The 23,705-nt window shown below is 65.2% G+C and carries 23 protein-coding genes and 1 tRNA gene; 7 read left to right on the top strand and 17 right to left on the bottom strand.

Going from position 1 to position 23,705, the window contains the following annotated elements:
- The first annotated feature begins 38 nt into the window (after positions 1-38).
- Complete coding sequence (locus AQ619_RS10885; RefSeq protein WP_062147173.1) at positions 39-929, top strand: TraB/GumN family protein; 891 nt, start codon at positions 39-41, stop codon at positions 927-929.
- A gap of 25 nt (positions 930-954) precedes the next feature.
- Here the strand turns inward: AQ619_RS10885 and AQ619_RS10880 are convergent, their stop codons facing one another.
- Positions 955-1,560 (bottom strand): HD domain-containing protein, encoded by a 606-nt coding sequence (locus tag AQ619_RS10880; protein ID WP_062147170.1) that lies wholly within the window; start codon positions 1,558-1,560, stop codon positions 955-957.
- Between the two features lie 142 nt (positions 1,561-1,702).
- Here AQ619_RS10880 and AQ619_RS10875 point away from each other — a divergent pair, with 142 nt between their 5' ends.
- Entirely contained in the window at positions 1,703-2,704 is a 1,002-nt protein-coding gene (locus tag AQ619_RS10875) for a UDP-glucuronic acid decarboxylase family protein (RefSeq protein ID WP_062147167.1), read from the top strand.
- A gap of 50 nt (positions 2,705-2,754) precedes the next feature.
- On the opposite strand, the gene AQ619_RS10870 is transcribed toward AQ619_RS10875, so the two are convergent.
- The gene (locus AQ619_RS10870) at positions 2,755-3,219 is read right to left on the bottom strand and encodes a chemotaxis protein CheW (protein ID WP_062147165.1); all 465 of its coding nucleotides are present in this window, start codon (positions 3,217-3,219) and stop codon (positions 2,755-2,757) included.
- Between the two features lie 25 nt (positions 3,220-3,244).
- A complete protein-coding gene (locus tag AQ619_RS10865) occupies positions 3,245-4,753 on the bottom strand; it encodes a methyl-accepting chemotaxis protein (protein ID WP_084746250.1) in 1,509 nt (502 codons plus the stop codon).
- A gap of 296 nt (positions 4,754-5,049) precedes the next feature.
- Between AQ619_RS10865 and AQ619_RS10860 the strand changes: the two genes are divergently transcribed.
- A tRNA-Gly gene (locus AQ619_RS10860) sits at positions 5,050-5,124 on the top strand.
- Positions 5,125-5,258: 134 nt separating this feature from the next.
- Here AQ619_RS10860 and AQ619_RS10855 read toward each other — a convergent pair.
- The 4 genes from AQ619_RS10855 to pcaF all read right to left on the bottom strand — a co-directional run bounded on the left by AQ619_RS10855 (position 5,259) and on the right by pcaF (position 11,632).
- On the bottom strand, positions 5,259-6,344 hold the full coding sequence (locus tag AQ619_RS10855) for a glutathione S-transferase family protein (RefSeq protein WP_062147161.1): 1,086 nt from the start codon (positions 6,342-6,344) through the stop codon (positions 5,259-5,261).
- A 99-nt stretch (positions 6,345-6,443) separates the two neighbouring features.
- Positions 6,444-8,303, bottom strand: coding sequence for an ATP-binding protein (locus AQ619_RS10850; protein ID WP_062147159.1), 1,860 nt, complete (start codon positions 8,301-8,303; stop codon positions 6,444-6,446).
- A gap of 113 nt (positions 8,304-8,416) precedes the next feature.
- The gene (locus AQ619_RS10845; protein ID WP_062147158.1) at positions 8,417-10,288 is read right to left on the bottom strand and encodes a glycoside hydrolase family 9 protein; all 1,872 of its coding nucleotides are present in this window, start codon (positions 10,286-10,288) and stop codon (positions 8,417-8,419) included.
- A 141-nt stretch (positions 10,289-10,429) separates the two neighbouring features.
- Positions 10,430-11,632: a 3-oxoadipyl-CoA thiolase gene (gene pcaF, locus AQ619_RS10840; protein ID WP_062147157.1), complete on the bottom strand. Its 1,203-nt coding sequence runs from the start codon at positions 11,630-11,632 to the stop codon at positions 10,430-10,432.
- 133 nt (positions 11,633-11,765) lie between these two features.
- On the opposite strand from pcaF, the gene AQ619_RS10835 reads away from it, so the two are divergent.
- Entirely contained in the window at positions 11,766-13,331 is a 1,566-nt protein-coding gene (locus tag AQ619_RS10835; protein WP_062147156.1) for a DUF885 domain-containing protein, read from the top strand.
- A gap of 62 nt (positions 13,332-13,393) precedes the next feature.
- On the opposite strand, the gene AQ619_RS10830 is transcribed toward AQ619_RS10835, so the two are convergent.
- The 5 genes from AQ619_RS10830 to AQ619_RS10810 all read right to left on the bottom strand — a co-directional run bounded on the left by AQ619_RS10830 (position 13,394) and on the right by AQ619_RS10810 (position 17,909).
- The gene (locus tag AQ619_RS10830) at positions 13,394-13,687 is read right to left on the bottom strand and encodes an EF-hand domain-containing protein (protein ID WP_062147155.1); all 294 of its coding nucleotides are present in this window, start codon (positions 13,685-13,687) and stop codon (positions 13,394-13,396) included.
- A gap of 137 nt (positions 13,688-13,824) precedes the next feature.
- A complete protein-coding gene (locus AQ619_RS10825; RefSeq protein WP_062147154.1) occupies positions 13,825-14,763 on the bottom strand; it encodes a prephenate/arogenate dehydrogenase family protein in 939 nt (312 codons plus the stop codon).
- Positions 14,763-15,884, bottom strand: a complete 1,122-nt coding sequence (gene hisC / locus AQ619_RS10820) for a histidinol-phosphate transaminase (RefSeq protein ID WP_062147153.1) — start codon at positions 15,882-15,884, stop codon at positions 14,763-14,765. Before hisC ends, AQ619_RS10825 begins: the two co-directional genes overlap by 1 nt.
- 45 nt (positions 15,885-15,929) lie before the next feature.
- Entirely contained in the window at positions 15,930-16,730 is an 801-nt protein-coding gene (locus AQ619_RS10815) for a chorismate mutase (protein ID WP_062147151.1), read from the bottom strand.
- A gap of 93 nt (positions 16,731-16,823) precedes the next feature.
- Complete coding sequence (locus tag AQ619_RS10810) at positions 16,824-17,909, bottom strand: DUF2125 domain-containing protein (protein WP_335338034.1); 1,086 nt, start codon at positions 17,907-17,909, stop codon at positions 16,824-16,826.
- Here AQ619_RS10810 and AQ619_RS10805 point away from each other — a divergent pair.
- The gene (locus AQ619_RS10805; protein ID WP_062147146.1) at positions 17,860-18,405 is read left to right on the top strand and encodes a gamma-glutamylcyclotransferase; all 546 of its coding nucleotides are present in this window, start codon (positions 17,860-17,862) and stop codon (positions 18,403-18,405) included. The two genes, AQ619_RS10810 and AQ619_RS10805, sit on opposite strands and share 50 nt — an antisense overlap.
- On the opposite strand, the gene AQ619_RS10800 is transcribed toward AQ619_RS10805, so the two are convergent.
- From AQ619_RS10800 to ftsE, 4 genes are read right to left on the bottom strand one after another with little or no spacing between them, the layout of a single operon-like run.
- On the bottom strand, positions 18,402-19,112 hold the full coding sequence (locus AQ619_RS10800) for a lysophospholipid acyltransferase family protein (protein ID WP_062147144.1): 711 nt from the start codon (positions 19,110-19,112) through the stop codon (positions 18,402-18,404). The genes AQ619_RS10805 and AQ619_RS10800 overlap by 4 nt on opposite strands.
- A complete protein-coding gene (locus AQ619_RS10795) occupies positions 19,109-19,729 on the bottom strand; it encodes a YdcF family protein (RefSeq protein WP_062147142.1) in 621 nt (206 codons plus the stop codon). The genes AQ619_RS10800 and AQ619_RS10795 overlap by 4 nt, the downstream gene beginning before the upstream one ends.
- Positions 19,726-20,619 carry a cell division protein FtsX gene (locus AQ619_RS10790; protein ID WP_062147140.1) on the bottom strand — a complete coding sequence of 298 codons (894 nt, stop codon included), beginning with the start codon at positions 20,617-20,619 and terminating at the stop codon, positions 19,726-19,728. The genes AQ619_RS10795 and AQ619_RS10790 overlap by 4 nt, the downstream gene beginning before the upstream one ends.
- Positions 20,616-21,320, bottom strand: coding sequence for a cell division ATP-binding protein FtsE (gene ftsE, locus AQ619_RS10785; protein WP_166504344.1), 705 nt, complete (start codon positions 21,318-21,320; stop codon positions 20,616-20,618). The genes AQ619_RS10790 and ftsE overlap by 4 nt, the downstream gene beginning before the upstream one ends.
- 83 nt (positions 21,321-21,403) lie before the next feature.
- Here ftsE and AQ619_RS10780 point away from each other — a divergent pair, with 83 nt between their 5' ends.
- Positions 21,404-22,333 (top strand): MJ0042-type zinc finger domain-containing protein, encoded by a 930-nt coding sequence (locus AQ619_RS10780; RefSeq protein ID WP_166504216.1) that lies wholly within the window; start codon positions 21,404-21,406, stop codon positions 22,331-22,333.
- Positions 22,272-22,856: a phosphoribosyltransferase gene (locus AQ619_RS10775; RefSeq protein ID WP_166504215.1), complete on the top strand. Its 585-nt coding sequence runs from the start codon at positions 22,272-22,274 to the stop codon at positions 22,854-22,856. Before AQ619_RS10780 ends, AQ619_RS10775 begins: the two co-directional genes overlap by 62 nt.
- A gap of 131 nt (positions 22,857-22,987) precedes the next feature.
- On the opposite strand, the gene AQ619_RS10770 is transcribed toward AQ619_RS10775, so the two are convergent.
- On the bottom strand, positions 22,988-23,596 hold the full coding sequence (locus AQ619_RS10770; RefSeq protein WP_062147134.1) for an FkbM family methyltransferase: 609 nt from the start codon (positions 23,594-23,596) through the stop codon (positions 22,988-22,990).
- Between the last annotated feature and the right edge of the window lie 109 nt (positions 23,597-23,705).

Raw genomic sequence — 23,705 nt, 5'->3', positions numbered from 1 at the left:
GCTACTTCAACTCAGACTTCATAACCAAGGACAGGACCATGCTTTCGACTCTCTTCCGCCCAGCCCGCCGCATGGCCGCCGGGCTCGTCACGATCCTGGCGCTCGGCGTCGCGGCTCCGGCCATGGCCGAACCCGCATTGTGGGCGATCAAGGACAAGGACTCGACGATCTATTTGTTCGGCACGATCCACGTGCTCCGGCCGGAAACGAAATGGCGCTCGGCCAGCATCGACAGCGCCATGAAAGCCAGTGGCGATCTGGTCATCGAGGTCCAGGGTGCGGACGACCCGGCCCTGATGCAGCCTCTGGTCATGAAGTACGGCATCGACCAGGCCAAACCACTGTCCACCAAGCTGTCGCCCGAGGACTTCAAGCGGGCCACGGACCTGGCCAAGAGCGCCGGTCTGCCGCCCCAGGCCCTTGAGCCGATGCGGCCCTGGCTGGCCTCGATCTCTCTGGCCATGCTGCCGGTGATGAAGGCCGGTTATGACCCCAAGAGCGGCGTCGAGCAGGTGATCAGCGCCCAGATGAAGACCGACGGCAAGGCCGCCTCCGCCTTCGAGACGGCCGAGCAGCAGATCCGCTTCTTTGCCGACATGACCCCGAAGGCCGAGGTCGACCTCTTCCGCTCGACCCTGGATGATGCCGATGCCGGCACCGCCAAGATCGACTCGATGGTCGCGGCCTGGGCGGCCGGTGACCTGAAGGCTCTGGAAAACCAGTTCGTCACCGAGATGAAGGGGCCCTATGCCGACGTCTATGACGTGCTGCTGACCAAGCGCAACATCGACTGGGCCAACCAGCTGAAGACCAAGCTGGCGGGATCGGGTGTCAGCTTCGTGGCGGTCGGGGCCGGCCACCTGGTGGGCGATGACAGTGTCCAGATCCAGCTGGCCAAGCTCGGCATCAAGGCCGAGCGCGTGAACTAAGACCTCGGGAAGCGGCGGCCGAAGCCTATTCGGCCGCCTCGACCTGGGGCTTGCGCAGATAGATCGAGCGCTTAGGCGTGCTCATGACCCGATGCAGCATCGGCTCGAAGGCCTCCAGCGGCATGGACTTGAAGTTCGGGTCGAAGGCGTCCTGATCATAGAGATGTCCGAACTGGGCCGTGTATTCGAAGTCCGGATGTCCCCTGAACTGCTCCCGCATGTCGCGGTCCAGCCCCAGGTGGTGGAAGAAGTAATAGCCCTGGAAAATGGCGTGATTGGCCACCATCCAGTGGTTCCGCTCGGACACGAAGGGCTGGACGATCGCTGCGGCGATATCGGCGTGATTGCGGGGGCCCAGGATGTCGCCGATGTCGTGCAGCAGGGCGCAGACGACATATTCCTCGTCACGACCATCCTGATGGGCCTTGGTGGCGGTTTGCAGGCTGTGTTCCAGCCGGTCGACGGCGAATCCGCCGCAGTCGCCTTGCAGGAGCTTGAGATGCGTCACGAGCCGCTCGGGCAGCTTGCGTCCGAAATCCGCAGCGGCCTTGGCGATGACGCCCCAGTCCTCGGCCGTCCCGTCAACCATGGCGTGGAACCCGGTGCGGGCGTGATCCTCTCCATCGGCCATGTCACAGTCCTCCCGAACGTTTGTTTTGACGATCGTGCGCCGGTCGGTCGGGTCCGTCAACGCAGGCCGCCGGTTGAGCCCCGGCGCGAGACCCGCTAGGCAAACGGGTCACACCTGCAGACGACGCCTCAGAGATTGATTCATGTCCGCCCAAGCCTCGTCCGGAAAACACACCCCCCTGCGCATATTGGTGACTGGCGGCGCGGGCTTTGTCGGCTCGCACCTGTGCGACCGGCTGATCGCGCGGGGCGATCACGTGGTTTGCCTGGACAACCTGTTCACTGGCAGCCGGGACAATATCGCCCACCTGCTGGATCATCCGAACTTCCAGTTCGTGAACCACGATGTGAACCACCCGATCTTCATTCCGGTCGACCAGATCTACAACCTGGCCTGCCCGGCCTCGCCGATCCACTATCAGTATGATCCGGTCATGACCGTGCGGACCAATGTCTTGGGCGCGATCAACATGCTGGACCTGGCCAAGCGCACCGGGGCGCGGGTGATGCAGGCCTCGACCAGCGAGGTCTATGGCGATCCGGAAGTCCATCCCCAGGTCGAGACCTATTGGGGCAAGGTCAATCCGATCGGGCCGCGCGCCTGCTATGACGAGGGCAAGCGCTGCGCCGAGACCCTGTTCTTCGACAGCTTCCGGCAGGACGGCGTCGACATCAAGGTGGTGCGGATCTTCAACACCTACGGGCCGCGCATGGCGATCAATGACGGTCGCGTGGTCAGCAATTTCGTGGTCCAGGCCCTGACCAACCAGCCGATCACCATCTATGGCGAAGGCCAGCAGACCCGCAGCTTCTGCTATGTCGACGACCTGGTCGAAGGCTTTATCCGCATGATGGCCACGCCGGCCGGTTTCACCGGTCCGGTCAATCTGGGCAATCCCAACGAGTTCACGATCCTGGAGCTGGCGCAGCTGACCATCGACCAGATCGGCTCGGCCTCGCCGATCGAGCGCAAGCCCCTGCCGCAGGACGATCCCCGCCAGCGCCAGCCCGACATCAGCCTGGCCAAGGCCTCCCTGGACTGGGAGCCCAGGACCCAGCTGAAGGAAGGCCTGGCCAAAACCATCGCCCACTTCGCCGCCCTGCTGGGTAAGGGGTTGGCCGAGACAGAGCGCCAGGGGCGCTGACCCGGAACTCTTCCCACCAAACATGAACGGCGGGCCGGTAAAGGACCGCCCTAGGCTGCCTGACGTTGGGCCGGGAGCAGGGCGCTCACCACCAGGCGACTGAGAAGACGATCTTCGATGGGAATAATCGCGTCGACGAAAAGGTCCGGCGTGGTCGTTTCGATCTGGGGCGGCTCCTGCAGCACGCTGGCATCCACCTGGAAGGTTTCCTGTACGCCATCGACCAGAATGCCGGCCAATTGCGAGCCATGCTGAATGACGACGATCACGTGGCGGGATGACGGCTCGGTCTCACCCAGGCCCAAGCGATTGCGCAGATCGACGATGGGCATGACCGCGCCGCGAAGATTGATAACGCCCAGAATATAGGAGGGCGTATGAGGCATCTGGGTCGCGGACGACCACCCGCGGATTTCGCGTACGCTTCGAATATCAATGCAGAATTCCTGGCCGCCGATCTCAAAGGAGATCAGCTCAATCAGGCCTTCGTTGAGCAGTCCACCACCGCTAATCATGCTGCCTGTCCGTTCCGGCTATCGATCAGAACTCATCCCAAACCTGGGTGGCTGCCTGCGCACCACCGCTTGACCGTGCGAAGGCGGCGGCCTTGGCCTGGGAACGTGCCACCGGATTGCCTGCCGGTCGGTGATAGCCTTGCTGGGCCGGTTCGCGCCTCGACCCACCGCCGCCGGTCTCGAAGCGCTCAACCAGAGCCGCCAGCGCAGCCGCTTCGGACTTCAGGTTAGCAGCGGCGGCCGTGGCTTCCTCGACCATGGCCGCGTTCTGCTGTGTCACCTGGTCCATCTGATTGACGGCGGTATTGACCTCATTCAGGCCCGTGGCCTGTTCCTGGGACGAGGTTGCGATCTCGGAGATCAGGACGTCGATTTCAGCGATTTTGCTGACAATGCCCGTCAGGGCCTGTCCGGTATCACCCACAAGCCTGACGCCCCGTTCCACCTGGGCTGTGCTGCTGGCGATCAGGGCCTTGATCTCCTTGGCGGCTTCAGCGGACCGCTGCGCCAGGGCTCGGACCTCCTGGGCGACAACGGCAAATCCTCGTCCGGCTTCGCCGGCGCGAGCCGCTTCCACCCCGGCATTCAAGGCCAGGAGGTTGGTCTGGAAGGCGATCTCATCGATGACCCCGATGATCTGGGTGATCTGACCGGAGCTCTGTTCGATTTCGCCCATGGCGGCGACCGCGTCTCGCATGACGTCACCCGAACGGGCGGCGTCACTGCGGGCACCTGAGGCGGAGGCGGAGGCTTGCTTGGCCCCGGCAGCACTGCGCTTGACGGTAGCGGTGATCTCGTCGAGGGCAGCGGCCGTCTGTTCGAGGCTCGCGGCCTGCTGTTCCGTTCGCCGGGACAGATCGTCAGACGCCGACGATATCTCATCAGCCCCAGCGCGCAGACCGTTTGTGGTCGAGGCGATACTCCCCATGGCCTGACACAGCGCATCAATCGCGACGTTGAAGTCATCCTTGATCTGGCCATAGCGCCCCGAGAATTGGGCGGTGATCCTGGCGGTCAGGTCTCCCTGGGCCATGCGCTTCAGGCTCGCGGCAAGGTCGGCCACGACCCCCTCCTGCTCTTCGGTCGTGCGCTGTCTCTCGGCATCCGAACGGACTCGATCCGCCTCGGTTGCCGTAATGTCCGTTGCGAACTTTATGACCTTGTAGGGGCGACCGTTCTCATCGAGGACTGGATTGTAGGACGCTTGGATCCAGCATTCCGAGCCTTGCTTGTTGAGCCTCAAGAACTTGCGGGCGACGAACTGGCCCCTGTTCAGGTCTTCCCAGAAGCTGCGGTACTCGGCACTGCTGGCCTCGCTCGGCCGAACGAACATCCGGTGATGTTTGCCGATAACCTCATCTGCCCTGTAGCCCAAGGCATTCAGGAAGTTGGCGTTGGCGCTCAAGATGGTTCCGTCGAGCTGGAATTCGATCACCGCCTGCGAGCGATTCATCGCAGCGACCTGAGCCTTCAGGTCGCGCATTTCGGCTGCGACGGAGGCCTGCTTCTTTCCGGCGGAATTCGAAAAAACCATCATCGCCTTCCCATTTTGAGAATGTCTCAAAAGTTAAAAGACAGATCGAATCGTTAAATTAACCCTAAATTCGAGCCGGGAATTCGGTCGATCTGGGGCGCTTCGCCAAGGCAGGATGAAGCCGGTCGCGCGCCGCTACGGCATCGATTGTAGCGCCTCGGCTCATAGTGCCGCTTGAGCGACGGGAAAGGACGGGCTATGGGAACGACCACGGAACGGTGGTGTAAACCATCGTCAAGGCTCCGCTCCGCCAAAATGGGCAGGGTGGCGGTAACGTCTTGAACCATAACGCTTTTGCGGGCGTAGCTCAGAGGTAGAGCGTCTGCTTCCCAAGCAGAATGTCGTGGGTTCGATTCCCATCGCCCGCTCCAGCCTTTACCGGGGCCGGCGCGCGCAAGACCTGCGTCTCAGGCTTTCGGCACCTTCAGACCCAGATCTGCGTCAGGTCGTCCGCTGGGCCATGTCTTCAGCGTGTCCCGTTCTGCACGACGCGGGACGGGCCGGATCATGCCCTTCGCTCGACGGGCCGCCACCAGCGATCCCGGACCATGGATCCGGGCGAGGGCATTGGGCCATCAGGCTGAAGCTCTTGACCTGATCCAAGGATCGCAACGGATCTCGGGCTGAGGTGTCGATCAAGGGTGATCTGGGCTGGAACTGTCAGCGCGGCAAAGGACGCCTGCAGGCGCGACAGCCGCGAGGCGCGATAGGCATTGGTCCGATAGGTAAAGCTCACGCCCTCATCGTAGTGACGGGTGAGGGGCGCGCTACGCCTGACGGCCTGCTGGTTGTCGGCCATTTCGGGTAGAAACCGGCCTTCGATCAGGTGCAGCAACGGGCCCAGGTCGGTCGGAATGCGGGTCAGGTCCATAGCGGAGCGCGAGGGGTCAGGCCCAAGAGCCCAAAGGCGCGCGACCCATTCGGCGACCCTTGGCGCGCGGTCGCGCATGATTTGGGCTGGCGTCGGATCGCTGGCAAAATGGCGGAACAGGGGGCCAAACAGTCCGATGTCTGCACGGGTTGGAGCGTCTCCCAAAAGCCAGTCCCGCGTCGAGAAGATCCCGTTCAGGGCGGCGAGCAGGTCGGTATAGTCGGCTTCAATCCGGTCCCGGTTGGCCTTGGTCACGCCTTCATCGCGCAGATAGACCGACCTCTGTCGCCGCAGGGCGATCTGCCGGCGAAGCGCGCGGGGCAGGGGAAGATCGGCAAACATCCCGTCGGCCAGCCTGCCGCTCATCAGGTGGGCGTCCGCCGCATAGGCCCAGCGATAATAGAGGGCCGGCCGCCAGAGATGCTCGTCACCATAGGCTTCGATCAGATCCGCCAGAAAGCGGAGGGCTGGATCCTGGGGCGTCAGGCTGTTCTGCGGGCTGATCTGCTCCAGCCGGTCGATGATGAGCGGCGTATCGGTGAGCCATTGGCCATCGGGCAGTTCGAGCTGGGGCATCTGCCGGATGCCGGTCCGCTGGGCCAGGGCGCGGAAGCTGGCCGTCGTCATTTCCTGGAGACGGTAGGTCAAGCCCTTGGCGCGCAGATATCCTTCCAGCTTTCCGGTGAAATAGGACAGGTCCAGTCCGTGTACGATCAGCACTGGCCCCGGCCCCAATTCGCGACTGCGTCGGGATCCATCAATATTATGGCACGCGAAGTGTCAATACCGGGTTGGTTCCTTCACGGGGGTGAGGTCTGTTCAGGCCGCAGCGGCCATGCACTGCGACAGAGTCGCAGCCAGGGCCGCTGCCTCCACGGGTTTGGGCAGAACACCGTCCATGCCGGCCTTGACGTAGCCTTCCACTTCATGGGGCAGGACGCTGGCGGTCACGGCGATGATCGGCGTCCTCTCGACGCCGGTCCGGGCTTCTTCGCGACGAATGGCCAGGGTCGCCTCGAGGCCATCCATTTCGGGCATGTGGATGTCCATGAAGATGGCGTCCCAGGGCTGGCTCCGCCAGGCCTCCACCGCTTCGCGTCCATTTTCGGCAAAGCCGCAGGTGACGCCGAAATGCTGAACCAGGGCGGCCAGGATGCGGCGGTTGACCGGATTGTCGTCGACGATCAGCAGGGAGGCGGGGACCTGATTGGGCGCCTGGTCTTCGTCTTCCTCAGCCCCGCTGATCAGGGGCTCGGAGGAAACAACGGAAGGAATGGGCGCTGAAAAATCGAAGCGCGCGCCGATTCCGGGGGCCGAGGTGACCTTGAGGGTTCCCCCCATCTGCTCGGAAATCTCGCGGCAGATCGCCAGGCCCAGTCCAATGCCGCCGACCTTTCGGGTCGAGGAATTGTCGACCTGCACGAAGCGTTCGAAAATCGACTCATGGTCCTTGGCGGCGATACCGATGCCGGTGTCGATGACGGCGACCTGCAACTGGCGGTCATCGCCGTTGATCTTGACGGTCACTCCGCCCTGGCGCGTGAACTTCAGGGCGTTGTCGACGAGATTGCCGATCAGCTGGCTTAGGCGTTCGGCATCACCGCGACGGTACCGGGCCAGGTCGGGTTGCACGGACAGGGTCAGGGACAGGCCCCGCTCCTGGGCGAGCGGCAAGTGCAGTTCACGGACCTCGCTGACCAGGGTGTCCAGTGAGAACGCGTTCAATCGCAGTTGCAGGCTGCCGGATTCGATCTGGGAAATGTCCAGGATGTCGTCGATCAGCTGCCTCATGACGCGGGAGGCGGTCTTGATCACGCCAAGTCGCGCGCGTTGCGGCGCAGTCAGGGGTTCGCGCGCCAGAAGTTGCCCTTCGCCGAGAATGGCGTTCAGAGGCGTGCGCATCTCATGGCTGACCATGGCCAGGAATTGCGACTTGGAGCGGTTGGCGACCTGGGCCTTTTCCGACAGCAGTTCGAGCTGCTGGGTCCGGGCCCGCACACGGGTTTCGAGGTCCCGGTTGAGCAGGCCTGCGTCATGGTTTCGCCGCTGGATGTCGGCGATGAGATCGCGGTTTTCGTCCCGTAGCCGCAGGCAATCGACCAGCAGGGCGTGATTGTTGCGGTGGCCGACCAGCATGACGCCACAGAAGATCAGCCCCAGCGCACCCAGGACGATCTCCGAGCCGCCGCCTACGATCAGGGTCACCGAGGCGGGAACCAGGATCAGGGTGATATAGATCCGCCCGGTCCATTTCAGCGGCGACAGCACGCCCGTGGCCCCTCCGGCCAGAGCAGACAGCACAACAATCAGGGCATAGCGCGAAAGTGGACTGTCGAGGGGAATACGGGCCACGGCGAGATAGGCCCAAAGTCCTGCGCTGACGATCAGGCCCAGGCTGTTGAGCGCGGCGAGGACCGCCAGGCGATTTCGCAGCCGCTTTCCCGCTAGGGCGGCACCCGTCAGTCGGTCCAGAACCACCCGGGCCGCCAGGACCACCATCACAACGACCAGCCAGGCCACGTGGAAAGGGCGTTCGGCCGGGAGGGCGATGACCGTCACGCCGATGGCTGAGGCTGCCTGAACGGCCAAGGTGGCCAGGCTGTTGCGGTGTGCCTGTCCAACCAGGGCGAGCCTGACAGGATCACCCCTCAGCCTGTCCTCAGCTGCCTCAAATGGCATTCCGATGCTCAGCCTCGATCATTTTGCCGGGTTACTATCCGGGCGAAAGGTGAAGGAAGCTATGCCAGCCACAGCGCCATAATGCCGCGTGGCCAGAGTTTTGTGGTGAGCATTCAACGCGCGGGCTCATCCAGCCAGGCCGCGACCCAGACCAGGGGGGCGTTCCAGTTGATGGCGACCTCGTTCTGGGTGAAGGCGCGATAGTCGTCGCTCCAGCAGGTCTGGGGCGCGCATTTCCCCTTCATGTCCTTGGCGATCTCATCGCTCATATTGGTCGAGTTTGGCCCGCCGGAGATCACGCCGGGCGGCGGGGCAGGGTAGCGGGCGTCGGCCTGTTTGGCCCAGAACCGGTGGTGCGGATGCTGCATGGGCCGAGCCCCATGGCCGGTGACGAAGGAGCGGTCCAGCGGGTTGCGGCCGAGGATCCAGTCCATCGCGTCGACTGCGCCGTCGCGATAGGCCGCCTTGCCGGTGAAATCGGCGGCCAGGCCCAGGACCATCGCCTGGTTCAGGACCGATGAGGTCGAGCCCCAGGGATAGCCGTTGGGCGCGTAGGGATGGGCGTAGCCCTGGGTCGCGCCGTCGGCCAGATACCGGTCAGCGCTGGTGACCAGATTGGCCCGTGCTCTGGCGATCTCGGCCGGCTTCAATCCATTCGGGGTCAGGGCCAGGGTGATCGTTCCAAGGGCCCCGACCGAGGGCCAGCCGATATCGCCGGTCGGCTTGCCGCCCGCCGAAGGACCGGCCAGAAACAGGGGCGAGGTCCGAACGGCGGCCTCATATTCCTGGGCTCCGGTCGTGGCGTAGAGTTCGGCAGCCGCCCAGTAGAACTCGTCTTCGACGCTGTTGTCGCCATAGCCGCCGCTGCCGGTGAACGCGCCCAGGGCATAGACCTCTGGATTGCGCCGTGCGGCGGCATAGGCGCGCTGGGCGACATCAAGGCAGTGTGCCGAGAAGGCCGGGTCCAGGGTTTTCCACAGCCGTGCGGCCTGGGCCGCTGTGGCCGCCAGGTTCAGCGTGGCTGCGGTGGTCGGATGATAGAGATAGCGGGTGACCTTGTCGGCAGCCGGGGCCGTGGGCAGGCCGGTCCAGTACTCGTTGCCGAGGCGTTGGTGGGCCATGCCGGAGGCGTCGAGATCGCTCAGGACCAGGCGGCCCTTGGGCCCAACCTGCTGGTGGCCGACGGGCAGGGCCATGGTGACCTTGGCCGGAACCTGCATGGCCAGAAGGAAGTCCATCTCCCAGCGGGCTTCGTCCAGCAGGTCCGGGAAGCCATTGCTGTTCTCGGGAATACGGCCCTTGCCGTCCGCAAAGGCCGCCAGGGTCGAGGTCTTGCCGAGCAAGAGAGCGCGTTCATGGACGTTCTGCAGGGTCCAGACGGAAATGCCACCATTGACCACATACTTGCCGTGGTCGCCGGCGTCGTACCAGCCGCGGCTGAGGTCTAGGGTGTAGTCGCAACCGGCCCAGACCTGGCCGCGTTCGTCCGCCTTGTTGAAGCAGGTCGCCTTGTCTGGCGCGTGGCCGGCTGGTCGGGCCAGGTCGGGACGCTGGACGAACCGCGCCTCGATCGGGATGCCGGCACGGTTATGGTAGAAGAAGCTGAGGGCGTCGGACTTCAGCGGTCCATAGAGCCTTTCGCCGAGGGCGAAGGGCCGGCTCTCGGCCTCGCCGACCTGCAGGCGATAGCCGTCACCGCTCCCGCGGAAGCTGCTGAAGTCGATCTGATGGACATGCTCACCAGACGACGGATCGGTGCCGAAAACCTTGGTCTTGCCGCTCGCCGCAACGGCACCCCGCGTGTCGCGTAGCGTCCAGGCCAGGGCCGTTGTGGAGGGGTGGTCCAGCATGGCGCGCTTGGGTCCGGCGGTTTCCAGGCCCAGCTGGTTCAGGCGAATGGTGCGCGCGGGCTCCTCGGCTCGAACCGCGGTCCCGCAGATCAGAGTCAGGGCGATGGCCGTCACGGCGTGGCGGATCCTGGTCATGGCGTCTTCCTGCCTGTCGGCGTGTCGCAGGCGCACGCCGTTCCTCCCTAGTTAGGGGCAAGGTGACAGCGTTGTCATCCGGAAAATTTCCAGGCGGGCTTCAGCGGCTCCTGTCGACCACCGGTTCGAGCCCCGACGGGATCAGACCCGTTCCATCACCATGGAGATTCCCTGACCCACGCCGATGCACATGGTCGCCAGGGCGTAGCGGGCCTTGCGCCGGTGCAGTTCCTCGACCGCGGTCAAGGCCAGACGCGCGCCGCTCATGCCAAGCGGATGGCCAAGGGCGATGGCCCCGCCATTGGGGTTCACATGCTCGCCGTCATCGGGCAGGCCAAGTGCGCGCAACACTGCAAGACCCTGGGCGGCGAAGGCTTCGTTCAGTTCCACCACGTCCATCTGGCCGATGGTCAGCCCAAGGCGCGCCAGCAGCTTCTGGGTCGAGGGGGCGGGGCCAAAGCCCATGACCCGCGGCGCGACGCCTGCGGCAGCCGAGCCGACGATGCGCGCGCGCGGTGTCAGGCCATGGCGCTTGATGGCGTCTTCCGAGGCGATGATCAGGGCCGCGGAGCCGTCATTGACGCCGGAAGCATTGCCCGCCGTGATCGTGCCGTCAGGGCGCACGATCGGCTTGAGGGCTGTCAGGGCTTCGATCGTCGTGGCGCGCGGATGCTCGTCCTTGCTGACCACCACCGGGTCGCCCTTGCGCTGGGGCAGGCTCACGGGCGTGATCTCGACGTCGAAGCGGCCCGAGGCCTGGGCGGCGGCGGCGCGGGCCTGACTGCGCAGGGCGAAGGCGTCCTGGTCGGCGCGGCTGATCCCGTAATCGTCAGCCACGTTCTCGGCCGTCTCGGGCATGGAATCCACGCCATAGGCCTTGCGCATGGCCGGGTTCACAAAGCGCCAGCCGATTGTGGTGTCGAAGATCTCGGCATTGCGCGAGAAGGCGCTGTCGGCCTTGCCCATCACGAACGGCGCGCGGCTCATGCTTTCGACGCCGCCCGCGATCAGCAGATGGGCTTCCTCGGACTTGATCGCGCGCCCGGCCACGCCGACGGCGTCCAGACCCGAGCCGCAGAGCCGGTTGATCGTCGAGCCTGAGGCATCGGTCCCCAGCCCGGCCAGCAGGGCGGCCATGCGCGCGACATTGCGATTGTCCTCGCCGGCCTGGTTGGCGCAGCCGAGCACGACGTCGTCGATCTGGCTCCAGTCGACGCCGGGATTGCGCGCGGCCAGGGCCCTCAGCGTCATGGCCGCCAGGTCGTCGGCCCGCACGGACGACAGCGCACCGGCATAGCGGCCAATAGGCGTACGGATCGCATCGCAGATGAAGGCTTCGGCCATGGTGCGTCTCTCAAACAGCTGTTCGCCGCACCCTAGCGGGCGGGAGGGTGCGATCAAGTCGCCGAATGGCTGGACACCGGTGTCAGATCGCCTAGACCTGAGGCCAAGACCAGAGACTTCCGGGAGAGACGCCATGATCAGCCGGCGCGAGGTAATGGGCGGAGCCGTGGCCAGTACGGCGCTGCTGGCGGCCGGCGGCGTTCAGGCGGCGGGCGATGACGCAGCGCTGAAGGCGCTGCTGGACAGGCTGGCCAAGGGCGGCCGGGCCGACCAGAAGCTGGCGACTCTGAGCGCCTTTTCCCCGACCCCCCTGAGCCCTGCGGCGCGCCTGGACTATGACGCCGTGCTGTCGGCGTTCACCACCGAGGACGACATCGTCCGCCGCTTCCCGTTCGGTGCAGGCGCGACCTCGCCCTATGTCGTGACCACGCGCTCCGGCACCTGGCTGAAGGCCGCTGACGCTGCGAAGTCGGGCGATACGGCCGCTGACGCCGTGAAGCGACTGGACGCCGAGACCGCAAGGATCGCTGAAGACGCCGCCAAGGGCGTGGTCCTGCCGGCCTTTGTGATCGACAAGGTTGCCGCAGGTCTGGCCGAAACCGCGACCGCCGTCGCCTCCGCGCCCGAACTCGCCGCCGCCCTGGGCCGCCAGCGCAGCGTCCTGATCGCCCTGCGTCCCCAGGCCGGCAAGGAGATCGGTGTCGGACGCTTCAAGGATGGCGAGACCTATTACGCCCTGTTGCTGAAGGCGGCGATGGGCGCGGACATCACGCCGTCCCAGGCCTGGGCGCGCGCCTCTGCCGCCGCCAGGGCCCTTACGGCTCGCGCCGACCGATTGTTGAAGGCCCAGGGGCTGAGCAGGGGAACAGTCGGCGCGCGTCTGGCCACGCTCAGCCGCGACGAACGCTGGCTCTATAGCGATGACGATGCCGGGCGCGACCGGCTGACCGCTGACATGAATGCCTGGCTGACCAGGGCCGTCTCGCGCCTGCCGGCGTCCTTCGCCACGGTCGCGCCCGGCAGTCTCACGGTCAGAATGAGCCGAATGTCCCCCGCAGACGAAGCGGCCCGCCGGCAGGGCTATCGCGAAGCTCCGGCCTTTGATGGCACCCGGTCGGGTGCCTATTTTGCCGATCTCAGCACCATCCGCACCCGTCCAGGCTGGACCCTGCCCAGTGTCGTCCACCACGAGAGCGTGGCGGGTCACATGGTGCAGATGCCGCTGGAGGAACGTTCCGGTGCCCATCCGTTGCGCAGCCGCATGGCCTTTCCGGGCTTCTCCGAGGGCTGGGCCATCTATGCCGAACAACTGGCCGATGAGGAGGGGGCGTTCGCCGGGGATCCGCTCGCCGAGCTGGGTTACATTCAGTGGATGCTGTTCCGCGTCGGCCGTCTGCTGGCCGATCTGGGTGTTCACCACAAGGGCTGGAGCGTCGAGAAGGCCACGGTCTTCCTGAATGACCTGCAGGGCCCGCCGCCGGTCTTCTCTCCGGTCTCGCAGGGCCTAGAGCGCATCGCCATTGGACCGGCCGCCTCAGCGGGACAGGGTCTGGCCTGGCTGGAACTGGTTCGGCTGCGCGAAGAGTCCCGCAAGCGACTTGGCGCGGCATTTGACCTTCGTCGCTTCCATGACGCCGTGCTGGTTCCAGGGCCTCTGCCGCTGTCCATGATGCGGGCACGCGTGCTGGGCGCGGCCTGAACGAAAAACGCCGCCCGGTCGCTGAGACCGGACGGCGCTGCTTTCTCAGCCTGACGGCAAGCCTAGTTCTTGGGCTCGGCGGGCGGCGCGCCGCCGCCTGGCTGGCTGGCGCGCATGCGGGCCATGGCGGCGGCCAGTTCATCAGCGGTGACCTTGCCGTCGTGGTCGGCATCGACCATGGCGAAGCGGTCTTCCGGACGGCCGGCGGCCACCCATTCAGCCTTGTCGACGACGCCGTCAGCGTTCTTGTCCCAGGCCTTGATGATCTCGGCGGGGGGCGGCATCTGGGCCATGGCTGCGCCGGCGGCGAGGGTGGTGATGGAGGCCAGGGCGGCGGCGATGATGGTGCGGCGCATGGTGTGGGGTCCCTTCCGACATGTTTCCTGTTCAGCGTGATCCGCCCGAAATGTTGCGGGCATATGTCGGGGATTGGCAGGCCTGTGATTTGTCAGACGAGCAGGCTCACGGGCACGATCCTGAGCCCAGGATGGTGCTAGTGCTTGCCGCGATCACGGCCGAAGTTCGGCTCGGCGCTTTCCTGGCCCGCCGCCACGATCCCCCGCCGTATGGCGCGGGTGCGGGTGAAGTGGCTGTGCAGGGTGTCGGCATCGCCCCAGCGGATGGCCCGGCTCATGGCCTGCAAATCCTCGGTGAAGCGGCCCAGCATCTCCAGCACCGCGTCCTTGTTGGCGATGAAGATGTCGCGCCACATGGTCGGGTCGCTGGCGGCGATGCGCGTGAAGTCGCGGAAGCCCGAGGCTGAGAACTTGATCACCTCGCTTTCGGTGACGTTCTCCAGATCGGCCGCACTGCCGACGATGGTGTAGGCGATCAGGTGGGGCAAATGGCTGACGACGGCCAGCACCAGATCATGGTGCTTCTCGTCCATCAGTTCGACCTGGGCCCCGAAGGCGCGCCACAGGGCCGACAGCTTGGCGACGGCGGCGGCGTAGTGTTCGTCGTCGCTCTCGAAGGGGGTCAGGATCGTCCAGCGGTTTTCGAACAGCTCGGAGAAGCCTGCGTCGGGGCCCGACTGCTCGGTACCGGCGATCGGGTGGCCGGGGATGGCGAAGATCTTCGAGATGTCCTGGGCGCGGAAGGCCTCTGCGACATTGGCCTTGGTCGAGCCGACGTCCGTCAGGGTGGCCCCCGGCTTCATGGCCGGGATCACCAGGCCGGCCAGTTCGGGGACCGAGAGGACCGGGGTGGCGATAACGACCAGATCGGCGTCGCGAACCGCTTCGGCAATATCGCCGGTGACGTGGTCGGCGATCCCCAGCTCGACCACTCGGGCCCGGTGGGCTTGGCTGGCGTCAGCGACAGTGATCTCGCTGACCACACCGTGGGCGCGGGCGGCGCGGATCACCGAACCGCCGATCAGGCCACAGCCGATCACGGTCATCTTGGGATAGAGAATTCCGGACTTCGGCATCAGCGACCCATGAACTCGGACAGGAGCTCAACCACGGCCCGGTTGTGAGCCTCGAGGCCGATGGTGATGCGAATGGCGTCCGGCAGGCCGTAATTCGCCACGGCGCGGACCAGATAGCCCTTCGTCGCCAGGAAGGCCTCGGCCTCCCGCGCGGTCTTGCCCGGCTGGTCAGGGAAGTTGACCAGGACGAAATTGGCGGCCGAGGGCGTGACCTCGAGGCCCAGGCCACCGAGCTGCTGGGCCAGGAATGGACGCCATTGCTCGACCAGGTCCACCGAATGGGCCTGAAACTCAAGGTCGGCCAGGGCCGCGATAGCGGCTTCCTGGCCCGGGATCGAGGTGTTGAACGGCGGCCGGATACGCTCGATCGGCTCAATGATCCCGGCGGGCCCATAGCCCCAGCCGACCCGCAGGGCGGCCAGGCCGTGGATCTTCGAAAAGGTGCGGGTGACGATGACATTTTCCGCCGTGCGGGCCAGGTCCAGCCCGTCCTCGAAGCGCGGATCGGTGGCGAACTCGGCATAGGCACCGTCCAGCACCAGCACCACCGAGGGCGGGATGGCGGCGTGCAGGGCGCGGATCTCCTCGCCGGTCAGCCAGGTGCCGGTGGGGTTGGCCGGATTGGCGATGAAGACGAGCCGCGTACGCTCGTCAATGCACTTGGCGATCTCGTCGGCATCGATCCGCTGGCCCGGCTCCCTGGCCATGCGCACCTCGGCCTGGCAAGCGCGGGCCCCGATCGCATAGGCAGCGAAGCCGTGCTCGCCCTGGACGATATTGTCGCCGGGCTCGAGATAGACCTGGCACAGCAGGGCGAAGATCTCGTCGCTGCCGTCGCCGAAGGTCAGGCGTTCGGGCTCCAGCCGGTAGCGCTCGGCCACTGCGGCGCGCAGGCCATTGGCCTTGCCATCGGGATAGAGGTGCAGCCGATCGACGGCAGTGCGATAGGCTTCCTTGGCCGCCTCGCTGCAACCCAGCACGTTCTCGTTGCTGGACAGCTTCACCGGATGGGCGATGCCCTCGATCTTCGACTTGCCGCCGACATAGGCATGAATATCCATCAGGCCCGGCTTGGGCTGAGGGCGCGGGGCGGCGGAGCGATCAGGAGCAGGCGTGGTCATGGATTTACTCGGGGCGATTGCGCGGTCGTCTTACACGTCGCCCGTTTAAAGGTCGAACGGTGTCGGTGCCGCACCGATCACGCCGGTCAGTTTGCCGGGGGCCTGGGCCAGGCGCTCGTCATTGACCTGGAAGAAGCCCGACAACGAAAACAACTTCAGACCGCCCGACGCGGCCAGGGGTTCGGCGGCGACGCCGCTGGGGCTCAGCGCCTCGACGATCGCGGCGGCGCTCTTGGGCGAATCAGTGACCCAGAAGGTCTGGTCGCCGCCCGTGGGCTCGACCTCGACCTCGGCGACGGCGAGGGCGGCCTGAGGACCCCAACGGTTGAGGCAGGGCAGGGCCGCGAACACCTTCAGCTTCGGCTCGGCCAGCAGTCTTCCCCACCAGTTGCTGTCGGGGGTCAGCGCCAGCACCCCGACGCCCCAGGGCGTTTTGGCTGCGCCCAGCACATCCTTGGCCTCGGGCAGGACCTGCAGGCGCGGGGCGGTTCCGAACCTCAGGCGCGTCAATTCGACGGTGCGGGTCGGATCCTTGCCGCCCCAGACGGCCAGATGATAGGGGCCCTGTCGCGAAAGATTGTCGCTCATGATCTCGCGCCAGATCCGGATGACCAGCGCGTCATTGGCGGCACTGCGGGGCGCGGCCAGCAGCCTGCGGATGATCAGGGCCTCGCGGCCGGGGCGCAGGCCAAACCCGGTGTCGCCCGCCGCCCTTTTGGCCGCCGCTACCGAACCAGCCAGCGACGCCCGCTCGTCCAGCAGCTTCAAAAGCTCGCCATCAATGGCGTCGAGTCGCCATCGGACTTCCTCAAGAGACGGAGGCGCTTTGGCCGCGTCGGTACCCATGTTTATCCCCGAAATTGGAGGGCGGACCATAGTCCTTGCCGCCGCTGGCGCAATAGGTGGCGTTCACGGCAAGAAACTTGCGCGGCTCAAGGGTCAGAAGATGCGCGGAGATGGCCCTGTGTCGAGGCTTCCGAGGCGGGTGCGGCCATCCTGCAGGATCAGGCTGGCCTCGATGATCGGCTCGCGGCCAAGGGCCTGGGCGGCTGCGGCGAGGATCTGTTCCGGCGTCCGGGCGGTCCTGGGGTCGACCCGCTCGTTGAGCACGACCTCCAGCTTGCCCTGCAGCCGGCCAGCGGCGTCGACGGTCAGGGCACCGGACTTCGCTGTGCCTTCGGCTTCGCCGGCGGTAATCTTGGCATTCTCCATGGTGATCGCGCCGCCGCTGGTGCTCCATTTCCCCACCGCGTCGGTCCAGTTGCCGCCCCTCAGGGCCGAGACCTTGGAAAGACGGGCGTCGAGGATCATGCTGGCGGTGTTTTCCTGGGCGATCCGGCCGAGCAGGCCCGTGAAATTGACCCGTGCTCCATCCGCCTTGAACAGAATGGCGGCCTGATCATCGGGGCCGGGGCGGAGGTGCAACTGCAGGGTCTCGACCGAGCGTAGCGGAAAGGGCGCGGCCTCCGGGGCGGTTGAGAAGACCAGGCCGGCACCTTCGACGGAAATCCGGGGCGGATACGCCTTCAGTCCTGCCAGGCTGGCGCGCAGGGCCTGACCGCCGATGGCCACGTCGCCGCCGTCAGGGCGGGTCAGGAGGGCTCCGCGCGGGGCCGTGGCCACCCAGTGGTCCAGACCATAGATCATCGCCTCGGCCTTGAGCTCAGGCAGACGCAGCGCCCAGCCGGAGGGCTCGGCGACCCGGGCATCAGCCAGGTTCACATCGAGACGGAACGGGAAGCCGGAAAAGGTGCGGGCGCTCCAGGACAGGTCATAGCCGCGGGACTTCAGTGAGGCCGCCGCCACGTCCATCCGCTGCTCGGCCTGGGTGCGCAGCCAGAACCAGCCGACACACCAGGCCGCCGCAAAGACCAGCGTGATGATGAAAGGCGCAAACAGACCCCGTCGGCGGACTTTGCGAGGGGGCGCGGCGTCGGTATGGGTCATGAATGCGTGCGTCCAGTCGGGATTGAAGATGAGCGTCGAGAGCGGAGACCGTTGGGTGTTCGGATACGGATCGCTCATGTGGCGTCCCGGGTTCCCGTTTGTAGAGCGAAGACGCGCGGTTCTCCACGGCCGTCGTCGCGCCTTCTGCATCTATTCGGTCCATCACCGGGGCACCTACGAGCGTCCGGGGCTGGTTCTGGGCCTGGCGCCCGGCGGCTCGGTGCGCGGGGCGGCCTATCGGGTGGCGGCGGCGCGGTGGGAAGAGGTCTATGCCTATCTGCGTGAACGCGAGCAGCCGACCGAAACCTATTTCGAGGCCTGGAGCGATCTGAAGATCGACGGCGAGGCGGGCAAGGTCTCCTCGCTGGTCTTCCTGTCGGACATGAAGCACAGCCAGTGGGCCGGAGCCTTGAGCCTGGAGCAACAGGCCGACCTGATCGCCGGCGCCAAGGGGTTGTCGGGGCGCAATATCGACTATCTGAGCGACCTCGTCGGCCACCTGCGCGAGGACGGCGTGCGCGATCACGCCATGGAGGCGTTGCTGAAGCTGGTCGCGGCGCGGGAGGGGGCCTAAATCCCTTCGTCCTCGAGGGCCTTGGTCGCGGTGTCGATGCGGGTCTGCAGTTCGCGCATGAACTCGCCGCGCTTCAGGCCGGCGGGGATCGGCGGCAGGTATTCGAAGACGATCGTGCCGGGCTTGACCAGGAAGCTCTTGCCCCAGTGGACGCCGCAGTTCAGCGCCAGGGGTGTCACCGGCAGGTCGAGCTCGCGATAGAGGGCGGCGATGCCGGGCTTGTAGTCGCCGGGAACGCCGACCGCGCCGCGGGTGCCTTCGGGGAAGATCACCACCTGGCGAACCTCTTTCATCTTCTCCAGCGTGTCGCGGACCAGCTTTTTCAGGGCCGCCGAGTGACCGGCGCGGTCGACGACGACCATGCCGGCCTTCAGGCCGTGCCAGCCGAACAGCGGTACGTTCAGCAGTTCCTTCTTCATGACGAAACAGGCGTCGGGCAGCAGGCCAAACTGGCTGAAGACGTCGAACATCGACTGGTGCTTGGCAGCGACCAGCGCAGGCCCGGTCGGCAGGTATTCGCGTCCCCGCACCTCGACCTTGACGTCGGCCACCCAGCGCAGGCCAAAAAACAGGCCTTTGGACCAGAAGGTCAGGGCGGCGACGGCAAAGCGACGCGGCAAGGGAAGAAGGGCCACCATCCAGGTTGCCGTGAAAACAGACCAGACCCAGAAATAGAGCTGAAACAGAAACGAACGCAGGTAGATCAAGACGCTTTCCCCGCCGGCGAACCGGCCTCTTCCTTCGGTCCCAGGCCCAGGAACGCTTCGCGTGCCAGGATCGCCAGGTACTTGCAGTATTCCACGACCATCCGGCGTGTGGTGGCGTTCTGCTTCCACCAGCGATGGGCGTCCAGTCCCTCAGTGGCGACTGGATAGGGATAAAGCACAGTGTCGGGCAGGGTTGCGCGCAGTTCCAGCATGGCGCGCGGCATATGATAGTCGGCTGTGACCACAATTAGGCTGTGATAGCCCTTGGCCCTGGCCCATTCGGCCGTCTCCCGGGCATTGCCGACGGTATTGGCGGCGGCGAAGCCGAGGTCGACACAGCAGTCATAGATCGGCTTGACGGCCTTGGTGACGTTGAGGACGTCTTCGCGTGTGGCTTCGCGGTTGACCCCGGAGATCAGCAACCGCTTGCCCTTGCCGGCCTCCAGGAGCTTTGTAGCCGCTTCCAGACGGATGTTCGAAGCCCCGGTCAGGACGACCACCCCATCAGCCACCGGAGGTTCCTTGGCCGGGGTCGACTGCTCGACCCGCCCGGAAAAGGCCAGAAGCCCAACGGCCCAGATCATGCCCAGGATCAAGAGTGCGGCGAGGCTCTTCACGGCATGCTCCTCAAGAGCCGCAAGGCGGCGACGCGGGCGGTGAGGCCCGCAACCAGGGCTGCGATCAGCGGGCAGGGCAAGGGAGCCAGAAGATCTATCCAGGCCAGGGGCAGGATCGGTGCCAGTCCTGAACCGCCGCCCAGGGTCCGGATCGCCGCCCCGATGATGGTCGCACCGGCTCCGCCCAGCAAGCCCGCGATCGCGGCCATCACGGCAAAGCGCCACTGAAACAGTCCTGCGATGAACCGGGCCTCGGCCCCGGACAGATGCAGGACCTCGATAACGTCCGCCCTGGCGGTCAGGCCCGCCCGCGTGGCGAAGGCTATGACCGCTGCGGCCGCAGCCGCAATCAGCGCAAAGACCCCGAGGGCCGCCCAGCGCGCCAGGCCGGCACTGCGCTCGATATCGGCGATCCAGCGGCTGTGATCGTCGACTGATGCGTCAACACCCGCCGCTTTCAGGGCCTGATCCAGCGCCGTGGCGGTGTCGGGGAGCGTCGGATCGAGGTCCAGGGTCACCAGGCGCGGCGTCGGAAGATCGTCGACCAAGGCCTCCTTGCCGATCCAGGGAATGAGCAATTCCTCTGCCTTGTCTCTGGAAAGGGCTCGCGCCTCGATGACCCCCTTGACCCCGGCCAGGGCCTCGGCAGCGCGGGCGGCAGCGGAGTCGGGTGTTTCATTGGGACGGGCCCGAACGACGACGGTCGCTGAACCCGTGAGCTGGTGGGTCCAGCCTTCGGCGGCACGATTGGCGGCCAGGGCGGCCAGGGCCGTCAGGCAGGCCAGAAAGCAGAGGACCGCAACGACAAAGACCAGCGAGCCGTCGCGGGCATCACGCGGCGGGAGCAGGGGACCGGGCCGCCAGCGCTGAACCTGGAAGACCTCGCTCATCGGTCGCCTCCCTCGACCAGCCGGCCTTGCTCCAGATGCAGGGTCGGGCGGCCGGCGCGGGCTACCACCTCTTCATCATGGGTCGCGATCAGGACCGTCGTACCCAGCCGGTTGAGCTCGACGAACAGGCGAAGGAGCCGAAGGGACATGGCAGGATCGACATTGCCGGTGGGTTCGTCCGCCAGCAGGACATCGGGACGATCGACCACGGCGCGGGCAATGGCCAGGCGCTGCTTCTCGCCGCCCGAGAGCGTGGCGGGCAGGGCGTGCATCCGCTCGCCGAGGCCGACCCAGGTCAGGAGCTCTCCGACGTCGTCGCGATAGGTCGCCGGCTTACGTTGCTGGATCCGCAGGGGCAGGGCGGCATTGTCGAAAACCGACAGGTGCTCCAGAAGCTTGAATTCCTGGAAAACCACGCCGATCCGGCGTCGCAGGAACGGCAGGTCTCCTGGCGGCAAACGGCTCACATCGCGCCCGAACAGCTCCACGCGACCCCGTGACGCACGATGGGCCAGATAGATCAGTTTGAGCAGGGAGCTCTTGCCGGCCCCGGAAGCCCCGGTCAGGAAGTGAAACGACCCGGGGGCCAGGGAAAAGCCAATGTCCCTCAGGGTTTCGGGCGCGCGTCCGTAGCGCATCGACACGCCTTCGAAGCGAACAACGGGAAGGGCGTCATCGCCCTGATCTGCCTCGATCCGCAATGAGGTTTCGCCGGGCTTTCTGGACATCAGGGACAAAATCGGCGACCCCATTTGTTAGTGCGGGGAGCCTACGATTCGCGGCCATGATACTGACCTGTCCGGAGTGCGCCAGCCGCTATTTCGTCGATGACTCCAAGGTCGGTGCGGCTGGTCGTGTCGTGCGCTGCGCCTCGTGCGGCCATCGCTGGACCGCGCGCAATGAAGAGCCGACGGACCTGTTCGACGAGCCCGCGACCTCTACCCTCGCGGGCGATCCGATGTCGGTGCCTCTGGACCCGGTCGCCGAAGCAGACGTCCCTGAACCCGAGCCTGAACCGCCGGTCAGCGCCCTGCCGGGTGAGGAATTGCCCAAGGTGTTCCGGGCGCGCGCCGACGCCGAGCGCCGTTTGCGTGAAGCCACGACCACAGGCGTGGTCTGGGCCGGCATGGCGGCCGCCATGGCCTCCATGGTCATTGGGGCTCTGATTTTCCGAATCGACATGGTGCGGCTGTGGCCGGCGACCGCTGGAGCCTATGCCAGTGTCGGACTGCCGGTGAACACCGTCGGTCTGGTGATCGAGAACATCAAGGCCGAGCCTTCGCTGGAAAACGGCCATGCCGCCGTGACCATCACCGGCATCATGCGCAACATCACCGACCGTACTGTGGTGGCACCGCCCTTGCGGGTTGAACTGCGCAACGCCAAGGACAAGCGTGTGGCGGGTCGCATCGCCGCCGCCGCCGATCCGAAGATCCCGCCCAGCGAGATCCGTCACTTCGCGATCACCATTCTTGACCCGCCCCGCACGGCCAAGGATCTGGTTATCGACTTCGCCGTCGAGCCGGGCGCGGCCAAGGCGGTCAAGGCGGCGCTCAAGGCCCCTGCCGCTCATGCCGACCCGGAACTCGCCCTGCGCGGAACTCAGGAGGCTCCCGCCGAGGCAGTTGCGGCTGGACACGACCCCTCGGGACATGAGACCGGAGCCGAAACAGCTCCTCCCTCCGACTCTCACGAACCTGCGCATCATGAATGACACCGCCCAGCCCGAAGTCCTGATTTCGGAAGCCGAGATCGCCGAGCGCGTTCAGGCCCTCGCCAACGCCATTGCGCCGCGCATCGATGATGACACTGTCGCTGTCTGTCTACTGACCGGTGGCCTGTGGTTTGCTGCCGATCTCACCCGCGCACTTTGGCGGGCGGGTCGCAATGTCCGCTTCGATGCCCTCTGGCTCGCCTCCTATCATGATGAACGCAAGAGTACCGGTCGCTGCGAGGTTCGCGCTGACCTGCAGCGCCCGCTGGTCGGCCGTCGTGCCCTGGTCGTTGATGACGTGTTCGACAGCGGGCTGTCGCTCAGTGAGGCCTCGCGCCTTGTGAAGGACGCCGGTGCCAGTGAAGTCCTGACGGCTGTCTTTGCCCGCAAGCCCTGGCCGACCGATCGCGGCATGGAGCCCGATTTCGTGGCCTGGGAAGCGCCCGCGCGCTATCTGGTGGGCTATGGGCTCGACGACGAGGGCAAGAGCCGGGGCCTGCCATACATCGGTGCCCTGGACTGATGATCCAGGCCGCGACGGGTGCCCATTAGCTCTGCTCGCCCGCTCTTCTCAATCAAGGCAGCGGCAACGCAGCTTATGCGGACAGAGCGACTTCGTCTGTTGTGGATGAACTCTACCGGTCTGACGGGTCTTTACGGCTCGGAGTTCATGAGTTGTGCGAGGCAGTTTTCCTGGTCCAGAATTTTCATTCTGTAGCCAGCACCATCTAGCATTATCAGTAATTCAGCGAATTTTAGACCTATTCTATGAATTCCGTCTATGTGTTTGTGTTCAAACATGATCTGGCGCGGTTTTGTCCTGGCGAATGGAAACTGAGACAGAATGACGGCATCATGACCCTCTGTATCTGTCACTAGAAATTTTACTTTTCCTATGTCGAATCTCGCAAACAGAGATTCAAATGTATCAGCGTGAACGGAAATTTTTTGGAATTTTTGTTCAAATTCCGAGTTGTGCAACACGGCATGACTTGGGTTTAGAGAGCCGAGCTGATCGCCTGTTTCATCTACTTCATTTGCAGACTCGAGCGGCGCGTAGAATTCAACTTCGCCCTCGACGCCAGCAATGACCGAATTGTGCAGAATGATATTCGGGTTGTCGGAGTAGCGAGCCTTCAATTTTTCAAAGAGCCACGGTACCGGCTCGATAAGAAGCGCTTTGCCCTGTTGGCAAGCCTTGGCCACCAATTGTTGTGTCTTCGAACCGTCGTGGGCACCCACCAGTATCAGTGATAGATCCATCAGATTTGTCTCAAATCAGATCAGATTTTCAATATAAAGAAAACGAGCCCAAATGCAGATACGCTGAAAAATTGAGATGTTCAGCGCGTTGCAAATCTCAGCGCATTTC

This window comes from Caulobacter henricii (assembly GCF_001414055.1).
GTDB lineage: Bacteria > Pseudomonadota > Alphaproteobacteria > Caulobacterales > Caulobacteraceae > Caulobacter > Caulobacter henricii.
Note: the sequence above shows the minus strand (reverse complement) of the source record. Positions and strands in the feature narration are given on the sequence as shown.